This window comes from Bradyrhizobium sp. YR681, from assembly GCF_000282615.1.
Taxonomy (GTDB): Bacteria; Pseudomonadota; Alphaproteobacteria; order Rhizobiales; family Xanthobacteraceae; genus Bradyrhizobium.
Map to the genome: position 1 here is coordinate 1 of NZ_AKIY01000337.1, position 12,714 is coordinate 12,714.

The window sequence follows — 12,714 nt, forward strand, 5'->3', positions numbered from 1 at the left end:
GGGGCGCCAGCCGCAGCAGCGGCCTTCTGCTCTTCGGCGTAGCCGGACGGCGGCACGATCGTGACGAGGGTCGCGTCCTCGCGGGTCAGCGCCTTCACGCCGGCCGGCAGCTTGATGTCGGTCAGATGCAGGGAGTGACCGATTTCGAGCGCGCCGACGTCGGCCTCGATGTACTGCGGAATGCTCTCGACACCGCATTCGAGCTCGATCGCGTGAGCGACGATGTTGACGGTGCCGCCGCGCTTCACGCCCGGGGAGGCTTCCGACTTCACGACGTGCAAGGGAACGCTGATGCGGATGGTGGCGCCTTCGCCCAGTCGCATGAAGTCGACATGGATCGGGAAGTCCTTGACCGGATCGAGATGGTAGTCGCGCGGAATCACGCGGTGCTTCTTGCCCTCGAGGTCGATGTCGACCAGCGTGGTCAGGAACCGGCCGGCGAGGATGCGCTGGCGCAGTTCGCGATCTGCAATCGAGATCGTCAGCGGGGGCTGGTTGTTACCATAGATCACTCCGGGCACGCGCCCGGCGCGACGCTCAGCCCGGGCGGCCCCCTTGCCGCTCTTCGGACGTGCGGTCGCCTTCAATTCCTTGACGGTCGTCGCCATAACGTTAAGTCCTTGTTTTTGCAAAAGTTAATGGGCCGCAGCGCGGCCCATGGCATAGTTCGCAGCAAGCCTCCAGGGGTGCGGGGGCCACGAACTTGGCGGGCTTTTACCCGGAAGATGCGGAAATGACAAGGAGAATGGGCTGCCTGGCGGGGACTGTAGCCCGGATGGAGCGCAGCGTAATCCGGGTGGTTCCGCGGGCGCAGCTCCCGGATTGCGCTGCGCTCCATCCGGGCTACGGGGCCGTCGTTACCCGCCGAGCTTGGCCTCCAGCGCCGCGATGCGCGCCTTCAGGGCCTCGTTCTCCTCGCGGGCGAGGCGCGCCATGTCCTTGACCGCCTCGAACTCCTCGCGCTTGACCAGATCCATGTCGCGCAGGAATTTCTCGGCCTGGGTGCGCAGCACCGTGTCGAACTCGCGCTTGACGCCCTGGGCCGCACCGGCGGCGTCGTTCATCAGGCGGCCGATCTCGTCGAAAAACCGGTTGTTGGTCTGGGTCATGTCGGTCTCCTGATCGGTCTTTTGAAGGCCTTGCGATAAACTCTACGCGAACGCTCGAAAAGACAATGGCAATCGGAGCCGAACGGTTCAAGAGCGAAGCGGCGGTATCCTTGTCATGCCCCGGTTTCCTTGCAATCGTATTCAACGTCCCTGCATAACAAGAATCACAAGGCGGAACGCAAGACATGATCGAGCAGCAGATCGCAATCCCCACCAAGGACGGTCACACCGCAACCTTCATCGCCCATCCCGAACGCGGCGGGCCGTTTCCGGTCGTCCTGTTCTACATGGACGCGCCGGCGATCCGCGAAGAGCTGCGCGACATGGCGCGCCGGCTCGCGACCTCGGGCTATTACGTGATGCTGCCGAACCTGTATTACCGCTCCGGCGTGATGGAGCTCGGCGCGCTGCCGGCCGATCCGAACGCGCCCGAACGCAAGCGCATGTTCGCACTGATGGGCTCGCTCACCATTCCCATGATCATGGACGACACCCGCGCCCTGCTCACCTATGCCGAGGGCCAGGCCGCCGCGAACACTAAGATCATCGGCACTGTCGGCTACTGCATGAGCGGGCGCTACGCCGTCAACGCCGCGACGCATTTCCCCGACCGCGTCAGGGCCGCCGCCTCGATCTACGGCACGCAGCTCGCGACCGACCAGGACGACAGCCCGCATCTCGCGGCAAGCAAGACCAAAGCCGAGCTCTATTTCGCCTGCGCCGAGACCGACATCTATGCGCCGACCGAGATCATCGAGAAGGTCAAGCAGGGCATGAACGGTGCCAAAGCCGAGGTCGAGATCTATCCCGGCACGCATCACGGCTTCGCCTTCCCCAAGCGCCCGGTCTACGACCGCGACGCCGCCGAGCGGCACTGGGAGCGGCTGCTGGCGCTCTATCGCCGCAATCTCGTTTAAGTCTAGAAGGCCTGATGCCCTTTCTTCTCATTGACTTTCCCGCCTTCAAGCCGATCGCGATCGAGATCGGTCCGTTCGCGATCCGCTGGTACGCACTGGCCTATATCTGCGGCATCGTGTTCGGCTGGCTCTATGCGCGCTCGCTGCTGAAGAAAGAGCGGCTGTGGGGCGGCCCTGCGCCGATGTCGCTGGTGCAGATCGACGACTTCATCCTGTGGGTGACGCTCGGCATCATCCTCGGCGGCCGCACCGGCTACGTGCTGTTCTACAATCTGCCTTTCTTCATCGATCATCCGGCCGCGATCTTCAAATTGTGGGAGGGCGGCATGTCCTTCCATGGCGGCTTCCTCGGCTGCGTCGTCGCGGTGATGTGGTTCGCCTATCGGAACGGCATCTCGATCCTGTCGCTCGGCGACATCACCACCGCGGTCGCTCCCGTCGGGTTGCTGCTCGGCCGCATCGCCAATTTCATCAATGGCGAGTTATGGGGCCGCGCCACCGATCCCAGCCTGCCCTGGGCCATGATCTTCCCCAACGATCACACCCAGCTGCCGCGCCATCCGAGCCAGCTCTATGAAGCCGGCATGGAAGGCATCCTGCTGTTCACGGTGCTCGCGATCATGATCCGCTTCGGCGCGCTGAAGCGGCCCGGCATGATCCTCGGCGCCTTCATCCTGATTTATGGCCTGTCCCGGATCGCCGGCGAGCATTTCCGCGAGCCGGATACCCAGCTCGGTTTCCTGCTCGGCGACTGGTTAACCATGGGCATGCTGTTGTCGATCCCGATGCTTATTGTCGGCCTCATCCTTATTGTATTGGCGGTGAGGCGCGGTGCGCCGAAGCCCGCAAAGGCCATTCGTTAATTCCTTTCGAGAAGATGGACCGTGACCGAACAGCCGCTACTCAACGAGATCAAGGCGCTGATCAAATCCTCAGGCCCCATGCCGGTCTGGCGGTACATGGAACTGTGCCTGATGCATCCGCGCTATGGCTATTACGTCTCGCGCGATCCCTTGGGCCGTGAGGGCGACTTCACCACCGCGCCCGAGGTCAGCCAGATGTTCGGCGAGCTGCTGGGATTGTGGACCGCCTCGGTGTGGAAGCAGATGGGCTCGCCGCAATTTCTGCGGCTGATCGAGCTTGGCCCCGGCCGCGGCACCATGATGGCCGATGCGCTGCGCGCGCTCCGCGTGCTGCCGCCGCTCTATCAGGCGCTGAGCATCCATCTGGTCGAGGTCAATCCCGTGCTGCGCGAGCGGCAGAATGCGACGCTGTCCGGCGTGCGCAACATCGCCTGGCACGACAGCATCGACGACGTGCCGGATGGACCCAGCATCATCCTCGCCAACGAATATTTCGACGTGCTGCCGATCCACCAGATGGTGAAGCGCGAGAACGGCTGGCACGAGCGCGTGATCGAGATCGACCCCAACGGCAAGCTTCAATTCGGCGCCGCCACCGAGCCGACGCCGCGCTTCGACGTGCTGCTGCCGCCGCTGGTGCGCGCCGCGCCCGTCGGCGCCGTGTTCGAATGGCGACCGGACGGCGAGGTCATGAAGCTCGCCACGCGCGTGCGCGACCAGGACGGCGCTGCGCTGATCATCGACTACGGCCACCTACGCAGCGATGCCGGCGACACTTTCCAGGCGATCGCCCGCCACACCTTCACCGATCCCTTGAAGGCGCCGGGCCAGGCCGACGTCACCGCCCATGTCGACTTCCAGGCGCTCGCGCGTGCGGCGGAGGATGTCGGCGCGCGCGTGCACGGTCCGGTGACGCAGGGCGACTTCCTCAAGCGCGTCGGCATCGACACCCGTGCCAATGCCTTGATGCAGAAGGCGACGCCCGAGGTCGCCACCGATATCTCGGTTGCGCTCAAGCGCCTGACCGATACCGGGCGCAGCGGCATGGGCTCGATGTTCAAGGTGCTCGGCATTTCCGAGCCACGGCTGACAGGCCTCGCCGGCCTCAGCGATCTCGAACAGGCCGGAGGCAATTGATGACTGTCGTTTCGTCGCTGCTGTCGGCGGTGCCCGGCCTGCGCCATGCCTTCTTCACCCGCGAAGGCGGCGTCTCCAGCGGCATCTATTCCGCGCTGAACGGTGGGCTCGGCTCCAATGACGATCAGGCCCTCGTCGCGGAGAACCGCCGCCGCATGGCCGAGCATGTCGGCGTCGCGCCGGAGCGTTTCCTGAGCCTGCACCAGATCCATTCGCCCGACGTGCTCGTGGCCGAGACGCCCTGGCCGAGCGGCCCGCGGCCGAAGGGCGATGCGCTGGTGACGAAGACGCCCGGCATTGCGCTCGGCGTCTCCACCGCCGATTGCGGTCCCGTGCTGTTCGTCGACCCCAATGCGGGCGTGATCGGCGGCGCGCATGCCGGCTGGAAGGGCGCGCTGACCGGCGTGCTGGAATCCACGATTCTCGCGATGGAGAAGCTCGGCGCCACGCGCAGCGGCATCATCGCCGCGATCGGCCCGCTGATCCGCCAGGAGAGCTACGAGGTCGGCAATGAATTCGTGGCGCGCTTCATCGAGGCGGATGCGGACAACGGAATGTTCTTCATTCCGTCGGTGCGCGAGGGACACGCAATGTTCGATCTCGCCGGCTTCATCCGCAAGCGGCTGGAGGCCGCCGGCATTTTGATGATCGACGACCTCGGCCTCGACACCTATGCGGACGATCGCTTCTTCAGCTACCGCCGCTCGGTGCATCGCAAGGAACCGGATTACGGCCGGCACGTTCACGCGATCGCGCTGGAGGGGTGACGTCTCGTGCCCCGGCTCAGCGCAGCGGCACTGCGCGCCGCAGCGCGTCCGGGACACGCACCGTTGTCCCAACCGTCGCTTTAAAGGCTGTACGCTCGAAGCGTGAACACAGGGGCAACGTCGTCTCATTCCGGGGCGATGCACAAGATTAGTGCCCGGAATGCCCCGGATCTGTGTCGCCCGCGCCCTAGACGTTAATGCGTTTTAACGATATCGCTGCCCTCCATAATGAGGGACGCGTCATCCATCTTGCGCCGCGCAGGTTCGCGCGTGCTGGCGGTCATGCTGCTGGCTGCGGCGACCGTGCTGGCCGGCTGCGCCGGTGGCAACGCGCCGAGCAATTCCTATGCAATGGCGCCGAGCGGCGGCAGCGGGGCGACCGTCGCCTTCGAATCGATCGACGGACCGCCGCCTCAGGTGTTCGACCGCATGGTCGGCGTGCTCGACAGCGAATCCAAGCTGCGCAGCCTCTCCGTGGTCTCCCGCGAGGGCTCGGCTGCCTACCGCGTGCGCAGCTACCTCTCCGCCCAGGTGGTGCGCGGCAAGACCGTGATCGCCTGGGTCTGGGACGTCTACGACGCCAACCAGCAGCGGGCGCTGCGCCTGTCCGGCGAGGAACCGACCGCCGCCAAGGGCGGCCGCGATCCCTGGCAAGCCGCCGACGACCTCGTGCTGCGGAAGATCGCCCAGGCCGGATTCAGCGGACTTTCCAACATGATCAACGGCACCCCGGATGCGCCGGGCCCTGCTCCGGCCCTGCGGGGACCGGCGGTGGCAAGCGTGATGCCGGACGCCCCCGCGCCCGGCATGCCGGCCACAGCACTCGGCTATGCCGAGCGATAACCCCCGCTAAACCACGGGCTCAAGTTGCGGCCAAGCCGTTGGCCCGACTCAGGATTTTCAGAGGGAAAACGTAGCATGCCGGGTTGCCATTGCGGCCTCCAGCCTGATATTTCCTCGCCCGTCGTAACCGTGCTGTCAGTGGGTAGTCTCTGATGTTGAACGTCGTGTCCAGCAAAGCGCGGGAGGAAGCGTCCATGTCGGCCAAGAACGGCTCCATCAAGCTCGTCGCCGGCAATTCCAATCCGGCTCTCGCACAGGCCATCGCGCAGGGCCTCGACCTGCCGCTGACCAAGGCGGTGGTCCGGCGCTTCGCCGACATGGAGATCTTCGTCGAGATCCAGGAGAACGTCCGCGGCTCGGATGCCTTCATCATCCAGTCGACCTCGTTCCCGGCGAACGACCATTTGATGGAATTGCTGATCATCACCGACGCGCTGCGCCGCTCCTCGGCGCGCCGCATCACCGCCGTGCTGCCCTATTTCGGCTACGCCCGGCAGGACCGTAAATCGGGCTCGCGCACGCCGATCTCGGCCAAGCTCGTTGCCAACCTGATCACCCAGGCCGGCGTCGACCGCGTCATGACGCTCGACCTGCATGCCGGCCAGATCCAGGGCTTCTTCGACATCCCAACCGACAATCTCTACGCGGCGCCGCTGATGGTGCGCGACATCAAGGACAAGTTCGACCTCTCCAAGACCATGGTGATCTCGCCCGACGTCGGCGGCGTGGCCCGCGCGCGCGGGCTTGCCAAGCGCATCAACACCCCGCTCGCGATCGTCGACAAGCGCCGCGAGCGCGCGGGTGAGTCCGAAGTCATGAACGTGATCGGCGACGTCGCCGGCTACACCTGCATCCTGATCGACGACATCGTCGACTCCGGCGGCACGCTGGTGAACGCGGCCGATGCGCTGATCGCCAAGGGCGCCAAGGACGTCTACGCCTACATCACCCACGGCGTGCTCTCCGGCGGCGCGGCCGCCCGCATCACGAACTCCAAGCTGAAGGAGCTCGTGATCACCGACTCGATCCTGCCGACGGATGCGGTGACGAAGGCGCCGAACATCCGCACCCTGCCGATCGCCAGCCTGATCTCGGATGCGATCGCGCGCACCGCCGCGGAAGAGTCGGTGTCGAGCCTGTTCGACTAAGTTTTTTCGACTTCGAAAGGTCGCGCAGGGGGCAAAGGCGCAAGGCGCCGTGCCCACCATCTCACGCTGATCGCACTCGGAACGTGGGCACGCTTCGCTTTGCCCGCCTTACGGCATCGAGCCCGGATGCAACGCAGCACGCCCCGCAGCCCCCGGGTTGTTGCCAACCGCCGCCCATGACATCATCCGGCAACCGAGTCATTTCTGCCCTCAGGATGCCCGATGCCACGCCGGAAGTTTGCCTGGGAGAAGCTGTCGGATGACGAGTTGCTCAAGCAGCGCCTCTCCAGCCTGAGGGTTACGGTCGAAGGCACCTGGCTCGAGGATTGCGTCAGCACGCTCCATGAGGAGCTCGAAGAGCGGGACATCCGGTTGCGGCCGCACACCTGGATCTCGAGCGAATGGTTCAGTCCGGGCGATGTGCCCGGCATCGCCATTCCGTTCTATCTCGCCCATCCCCGCCTGATGAAGCTCGAGAAGAAGATGATGTTCGACGTCGAGGGCGGAACCTGGCGCGAATGCATGGCCATCCTCCGTCACGAGGCGGGCCATGCCATCCAGCACGGCTATCAGCTGCAGCGCCGCCGGCGCTGGCAACAGCTGTTCGGCCCGTCGTCAAAACGCTACCCACGCTACTACCGGCCCAATCCGGCCAGCAGGCGTTACGTCCAGCATCTCCGGCTGTGGTACGCGCAGAGCCATCCGGATGAGGATTTCGCCGAAACTTTTGCGGTGTGGCTGCGGCCGCGTTCGAACTGGCGGACGCGATATGCCGGATGGCCGGCGCTGAAGAAGCTCGAATATGTCGACGAGCTGATGAGCGAGATCGCGGGAAAGCGACCGCTGATCACGACGCGAGAACGCGTCGATACGCTGGGGCGGCTCAGCCAGACGCTCGAAGAGCATTACAAGAAGAAGCAGGCGTTCTACGCCTTCACGCCGCCGAAGACCTACGACCGCGACCTCTCCCGGCTGTTTTCAGCCGATCCACGGCATCACCGCTCAAAGCCGGCTTCGGCCCTGATCAGGCGCCACCGCGCCCAGATCAGGCAATTGGTCGCGCGATGGACCGGCGAGAACCAGCTCACGCTCGATGCCGTGCTCGACGACATGATCTTGCGCTGCCGCGAACTCGATCTGCGCGCCGTCGGCCCCGAACAGAAGCTCGTTCTCGATTTCACCGTCCTCGTGACCGCCAAGACGATGCACGCGCTGTTTGGCCCGTCTCGGCGCAAATGGATCGCGCTATGAGGCGACTCCGTATTCTCGTGCTGATGCATCCGGATTTCCTGCCGCCGGACTCGTCCGACGGCTACACCCCGCAGGAAATCAACAACTGGAAGACGGAATACGACGTCGTGAGCACCTTGCGCGCGGCGGGCCACGAGGTCCGCCCGCTCGGGGCGCAGGAGGAGATCAAGCCGGTCCGTGACGCGATCGAGGAATTCAAGCCACACGTGGTCTTCACGTTGCTGGAGGAATTCCACAACAACGTCGCCTTCGACCAGCATATCGCAAGCTATCTCGAACTGATGAAGGTCGCTTATACCGGCTGCAATCCTCGCGGGCTGATCCTGGCGCGTGGCAAGGATCTGTCCAAGACGCTCGTGCATCACCGACGCATCGCGGTGCCGGCGTTCGCCGTTTTCCCGATGCGGCGCAAGGTCACGCGGCCGAAGCATCTTGCCCTGCCGCTGATCGTCAAGAGCCTGAACATGGATGGATCTGCCGGTATTTCCCAGGCCTCCATCGTCGACACCGACGAGAAGCTGGCCGAGCGCGTCGCCTTCATCCATGAGCGGAGCGAAACCGCCGCCATTGCCGAACAGTTCATCGAGGGGCGTGAGCTCTATGTCGGCGTGCTCGGCAACAACCGGCTGCGCGTCCTGCCGATCTGGGAGCTGAAATTCGGCAGCATGGGCGGGCGCAGATCACGCCACATCGCGACCGAAAAAGCCAAGCACGACACTGACTATCAGGAGAAGGTCGGCATCGTCGACGGGCCGGCAAAGGATCTCGCACCCGAAGTCACCGCCCGCATCCAACGCGCCGCGAAACGCATCTACCGGGCGCTCGGCCTCGACGGCTACGCGCGCATCGACTTTCGCCTTGCCGCAGACGGCACGCCGTATTTCATCGAGGCGAATCCCAATCCCGAGATCGCCAAGAGCCAGGAGTTCGCCACCGCGGCTCAACATGCCGGGCTCAAATATCCGGATCTCCTGCAGCGCATCCTGACGCTTGGGATCAGCCGGGCCAAGGCGGGGGTGTCGCTGGGGTGATGCAGATGGCGGCGATCGTGGAGTAGCCCCTCATCCTTAGAGACGCGCCACGCGCGCCCTGGGATGAGGGGTGATGCTCGTTGCGCTGCGTTACACGATCCCCGCCGCGACCTGGCCGCGCAGGCGCTCGAGGCCGAGCAACGTCTCCGCACAGGCGGCCGCGACCTCGACGCCCTTGATCGCAAAGTGCCTGCGGAAGAAATCGTAGTGCACTTCGGTCTCGTGGAATTGCTGCGGCGTCAGCACCGCGGAGAACACCGGCACCTCGGTGCGCAGCTGCACGTCCATCAGCGCCTTGATCACGGTGTCGGCGACGAACTCGTGGCGATAGATGCCGCCGTCGACGACGAGGCCGGCCGCGACGATCGCGGTGTAGCGCCGCGTCTTGGCGAGGATCTGCGCGTGCAGCGGGATCTCGAACGAGCCCGGCACCTCGAACACGTCGACATGGGTGAGGTGGCGCGCTTCGGCCTCCTTGATGAAGGCGATGCGGGCCTCCTCGACCACGTCACGGTGCCAGCAGGCCTGCACGAAAGCGACCCGCTGCGGCTTTGCGAAGCGCGGATGCTCCGGCACCGGACCTTGCGGAACCCGCGGCGGCGTTTGGGTTGGTTGGGAGGTTTCGGCTTGGGGGTCTTGCAACATCTGATTCATGGCTTTCCTCAGTTAAGGACCAGAATCAGGGCACACGGAACGACAAACAGCCGCATCTTGCGATGCGTCCGCCACCGACCGTTCTCTTTCATCCGGACTTTAACCGTCGGCTTCGGAGTTGCACCGAATCTGCTGACCCTTCCCTTCGGCAAATCCTTTTCAGGAAAGCCTGGGGAAGGCGCTCGCGGGCTTGGACCTTTCGACCCTTACCGCCGGTGGGGACTTTCACCCCGCCCTGAGAACATCGGCCGTCCGGAATGAACGGCCTGAGGCGAAATATGACGCCGGTTCGGAGCCGCGGCAAGCGCGTTCCGCATGGAAAAACCGCATGGTCCCATGCCACCATGGCGGGCCGGCCCTCGCGGGGCGGAATTAACGATTGGCGCACGGCCCGGGACTCCGATTCCGATTTGTTCTTTTCGTTAATAATTGTGGCCGAGATGAGCTGTGGACGAACGAGTCCTGGCTTGTGGACGGACTCGGCAGCCAGTTGCGCAGATTCCGCAAATCACATCAGTTGATCCGCGACAAGCCCGCGCTGATCCCGAGACCGCAACAGCGACTCCGAGGGATCGCCTCAGCGATATCGAGGGAGCGCGCGCCGGACCAACCGCGTGCGTATCAAAGACAACAAAAAGGCAAGAGGTCGAGACGGCATGTCCCTGCTCGAAGGCACTATCGATTCCAAAAGCCACCCGCTCGCAGTGGTCGAGGACATCGCCGCCAGCAACAACTGGCCGTTCGAACGCTCCGGCGAAGACGAACTGACGATTGTCTCGAAGGGACAATGGACCGACTACCAGATCTCATTCACCTGGATGGGCGAGATCGAGGCACTGCATCTGGCCTGCGCGTTCGACATGAAGATTCCGGTCGCGCGGCGCGGCGAAGTGCAGCGCCTCGTCGCCGCGGTGAACGAGCAATTGTGGGTCGGCCATTTCGACCTGTGGACCACCACGGGCATGGTCATGCACCGCCAGGCCCTGGTGCTGCCGGGCGGGCTCACCGCCTCGACCGCGCAATGCGAGGCCATGCTGGCCGGCGCCATCCACGCCTGCGAACGCTATTTTCCCGCGTTCCAGTTCGTGGTGTGGGCCGGCAAGTCCACAACCGAGGCGATGGACGCCGCGATGTTCGATACGGTCGGAGAAGCGTAGGTCTCGCCTCGCCCTCCGCCGTCGTCCCGGACGAGCAGCGAAGATCCGGGATCCCTACCGCGTGATGCCTGTTGTGGCACGCGGCTTGTTGCCAACACCTCGATCCACTAGAACCGCCTGTGGTACGCGACGAGCGCAAGCGCTCGCGCGGGGGTCCCCGCCTTCGCGGTGACGACAGCTGAATCCGTGGTGAGCGCAGTGGCAGACAACAGCACTCTTCAAAACATCACCGGCACCATCCTTCTCGCCGGCGCCGGCAAGATGGGCGGCGCGATGCTGACCGGCTGGCTGGCGGGCGGGCTCGATCCGCGCCGCGTCGCCGTGGTCGATCCGTTCATCTCGCCCGAGATCACCGCGCTTGCGGCCAAGGGCGTCGCGCTCAATCCCGATGCGGCGGCGACAGGCTTTGTCGAGACGATGGTCGTCGCGGTGAAGCCGCAGATGTTCCGCGAGGCCGGCGCGAAGCTGAAATCTTTCGTCTCGGAAAAAACCTCGGTGGTCTCGATCATGGCGGGCACCACGATCGCGTCGCTGGCGGAGGTCTGCGGCGGCACCGTGGTGCGCGCGATGCCGAACACGCCGGCCGCGATCGGCCGCGGCATCACGGTGGCCGTTGCCGCGAAGAATGTCAGCAGCGGACAGCGCGCGTTAGCTGACGCGCTGCTGCGTGCGACCGGCTCTGTGGAATGGGTCGAGGATGAAAATCTGATGGACGCGGTGACCGCCGTCTCCGGCTCGGGCCCGGCCTATGTGTTCCTCCTCGCCGAGGAGCTGGCGCGCGCCGGCGTCGAAGCCGGATTGCCCGAGGCGCTCGCGACCAGGCTGGCGCGCGAGACGGTCGCCGGTTCCGGCGAATTGCTGCACCAGTCGGAGCTTCCCTCCGCCACGCTGCGCCAGAACGTCACCTCGCCCGGCGGCACCACCGCCGCGGCGCTCGGTGTGCTGATGGGCGAGCCCGGCTTGCGCGACCTGATGATCCGCGCGATTGCGGCGGCGACGAAGCGGTCGAAGGAATTGGCGAAGTAACGGCTACGCGCCCAGCCGCTTGTTGAACATCGCGACATTGACGAGCCCGCGGGCGTGGCGGCCTTCGCCAAGCTTGCGCGAGCCCTCGAACGCCTCGACCTCGAAGCGGATGACGCGGCGCTCGACCGCGACGACTTTCGCCGTAGTCCGTACCGTCGCGCCGACGAGGCTTGCGGCGAGATGGCGGATATCGACCTCGGTGCCGACCGTGACCCAACCCGGCTGAAGCGCGGCGCGGATCGCATCGCCCGACGTCATCTCCATTTCCAAAATCATCATCGGCGTCGCATAGACCATCGGCATGCCGGGCACGAAATGCCCGACCGTGCGCTCCACCGGCACCACCAGCGTGCGCTCGGCGCTCATGCCGACCTTGATGAAGTCGCGTGCGTCCATGGGTGCTTGCTCAGTGTCGTCCCGGACAAGCGAAGCGCAGATCCGGGACCCATAACCACAGGATCGAGTTTGGCGAAGACTCGGAGTTGCCAGCTCGCCCACAACCACGCCCTGTGGTTATGGGTCCCCGCCTTCGCGGGGACGACAGTTGTGATCGGCGCTAAAGCGGAAATTACTTCTTCGCCGCCGCCGCGCGCTCCACAAAGGTCTTGCCGCCCTTCATCTTGTGGCGGAGCGGGGCTTCGTTGATCTGGATGACGACGGCATCGGCGTCGACGCCGAGATTCTTCACCAGCGCCTGGGTGATGTCGCGCATCATGCCGGCCTTCTGCTCGTCGGTGCGGCCCTCGGCCATGCTGACTGTGATCTCAGGCATCGTTGTCTCCCTGCTGCTTCGTCATGGCCGGGCTTGTCC

15 protein-coding genes and 1 riboswitch are annotated in these 12,714 nt (G+C 64.9%); of the genes, 10 read left to right on the forward strand and 5 right to left on the reverse strand.

Going from position 1 to position 12,714, the window contains the following annotated elements:
• Positions 1-608 (reverse strand): 50S ribosomal protein L25/general stress protein Ctc (locus tag PMI42_RS36420; RefSeq protein WP_008144836.1); only part of this gene is annotated, 608 nt, incomplete at its 3' end.
• Between the two features lie 249 nt (positions 609-857).
• Positions 858-1,109: an accessory factor UbiK family protein gene (locus PMI42_RS36425; protein WP_008144838.1), complete on the reverse strand. Its 252-nt coding sequence runs from the start codon at positions 1,107-1,109 to the stop codon at positions 858-860.
• A 185-nt stretch (positions 1,110-1,294) separates the two neighbouring features.
• Between PMI42_RS36425 and PMI42_RS36430 the strand changes: the two genes are divergently transcribed.
• The 8 genes from PMI42_RS36430 (at position 1,295) to PMI42_RS36465 (ending at position 9,066) form a co-directional block, all read left to right on the forward strand.
• Positions 1,295-2,026, forward strand: coding sequence for a dienelactone hydrolase family protein (locus tag PMI42_RS36430; protein ID WP_008144840.1), 732 nt, complete (start codon positions 1,295-1,297; stop codon positions 2,024-2,026).
• A gap of 14 nt (positions 2,027-2,040) precedes the next feature.
• Positions 2,041-2,889 (forward strand): prolipoprotein diacylglyceryl transferase, encoded by an 849-nt coding sequence (gene lgt, locus PMI42_RS36435; protein WP_008144844.1) that lies wholly within the window; start codon positions 2,041-2,043, stop codon positions 2,887-2,889.
• 21 nt (positions 2,890-2,910) lie between these two features.
• Positions 2,911-4,026, forward strand: a complete 1,116-nt coding sequence (locus PMI42_RS36440) for a class I SAM-dependent methyltransferase (RefSeq protein ID WP_008144845.1) — start codon at positions 2,911-2,913, stop codon at positions 4,024-4,026.
• Positions 4,026-4,793 (forward strand): peptidoglycan editing factor PgeF, encoded by a 768-nt coding sequence (gene pgeF / locus PMI42_RS36445; protein ID WP_008144846.1) that lies wholly within the window; start codon positions 4,026-4,028, stop codon positions 4,791-4,793. Before PMI42_RS36440 ends, pgeF begins: the two co-directional genes overlap by 1 nt.
• Before the next feature lie 228 nt (positions 4,794-5,021).
• Complete coding sequence (locus tag PMI42_RS36450; protein WP_008144847.1) at positions 5,022-5,636, forward strand: hypothetical protein; 615 nt, start codon at positions 5,022-5,024, stop codon at positions 5,634-5,636.
• Positions 5,637-5,830: 194 nt separating this feature from the next.
• Positions 5,831-6,784: a ribose-phosphate pyrophosphokinase gene (locus tag PMI42_RS36455; RefSeq protein ID WP_008144848.1), complete on the forward strand. Its 954-nt coding sequence runs from the start codon at positions 5,831-5,833 to the stop codon at positions 6,782-6,784.
• A gap of 222 nt (positions 6,785-7,006) precedes the next feature.
• Positions 7,007-8,035, forward strand: a complete 1,029-nt coding sequence (locus tag PMI42_RS36460) for a putative zinc-binding metallopeptidase (protein WP_008144850.1) — start codon at positions 7,007-7,009, stop codon at positions 8,033-8,035.
• On the forward strand, positions 8,032-9,066 hold the full coding sequence (locus PMI42_RS36465) for a D-alanine--D-alanine ligase family protein (protein WP_008144852.1): 1,035 nt from the start codon (positions 8,032-8,034) through the stop codon (positions 9,064-9,066). The genes PMI42_RS36460 and PMI42_RS36465 overlap by 4 nt, the downstream gene beginning before the upstream one ends.
• A 90-nt stretch (positions 9,067-9,156) precedes the next feature.
• Here the strand turns inward: PMI42_RS36465 and PMI42_RS36470 are convergent, their stop codons facing one another.
• A complete protein-coding gene (locus tag PMI42_RS36470; protein ID WP_008144853.1) occupies positions 9,157-9,720 on the reverse strand; it encodes a 6,7-dimethyl-8-ribityllumazine synthase in 564 nt (187 codons plus the stop codon).
• Between the two features lie 76 nt (positions 9,721-9,796).
• Positions 9,797-9,967: riboswitch (FMN riboswitch) on the reverse strand.
• A gap of 409 nt (positions 9,968-10,376) precedes the next feature.
• Here PMI42_RS36470 and PMI42_RS36475 point away from each other — a divergent pair.
• On the forward strand, positions 10,377-10,877 hold the full coding sequence (locus tag PMI42_RS36475; protein WP_008144855.1) for a type III secretion system chaperone family protein: 501 nt from the start codon (positions 10,377-10,379) through the stop codon (positions 10,875-10,877).
• 198 nt (positions 10,878-11,075) lie between these two features.
• Positions 11,076-11,903, forward strand: a complete 828-nt coding sequence (gene proC, locus PMI42_RS36480; RefSeq protein WP_008144856.1) for a pyrroline-5-carboxylate reductase — start codon at positions 11,076-11,078, stop codon at positions 11,901-11,903.
• A 3-nt stretch (positions 11,904-11,906) separates the two neighbouring features.
• On the opposite strand, the gene PMI42_RS36485 is transcribed toward proC, so the two are convergent.
• Together PMI42_RS36485 and PMI42_RS36490 are read right to left on the reverse strand one after the other, a co-directional pair.
• A complete protein-coding gene (locus PMI42_RS36485; RefSeq protein WP_008144858.1) occupies positions 11,907-12,299 on the reverse strand; it encodes a thioesterase family protein in 393 nt (130 codons plus the stop codon).
• 172 nt (positions 12,300-12,471) lie between these two features.
• On the reverse strand, positions 12,472-12,675 hold the full coding sequence (locus PMI42_RS36490; protein ID WP_008144861.1) for a tautomerase family protein: 204 nt from the start codon (positions 12,673-12,675) through the stop codon (positions 12,472-12,474).
• Positions 12,676-12,714 lie beyond the last annotated feature (39 nt).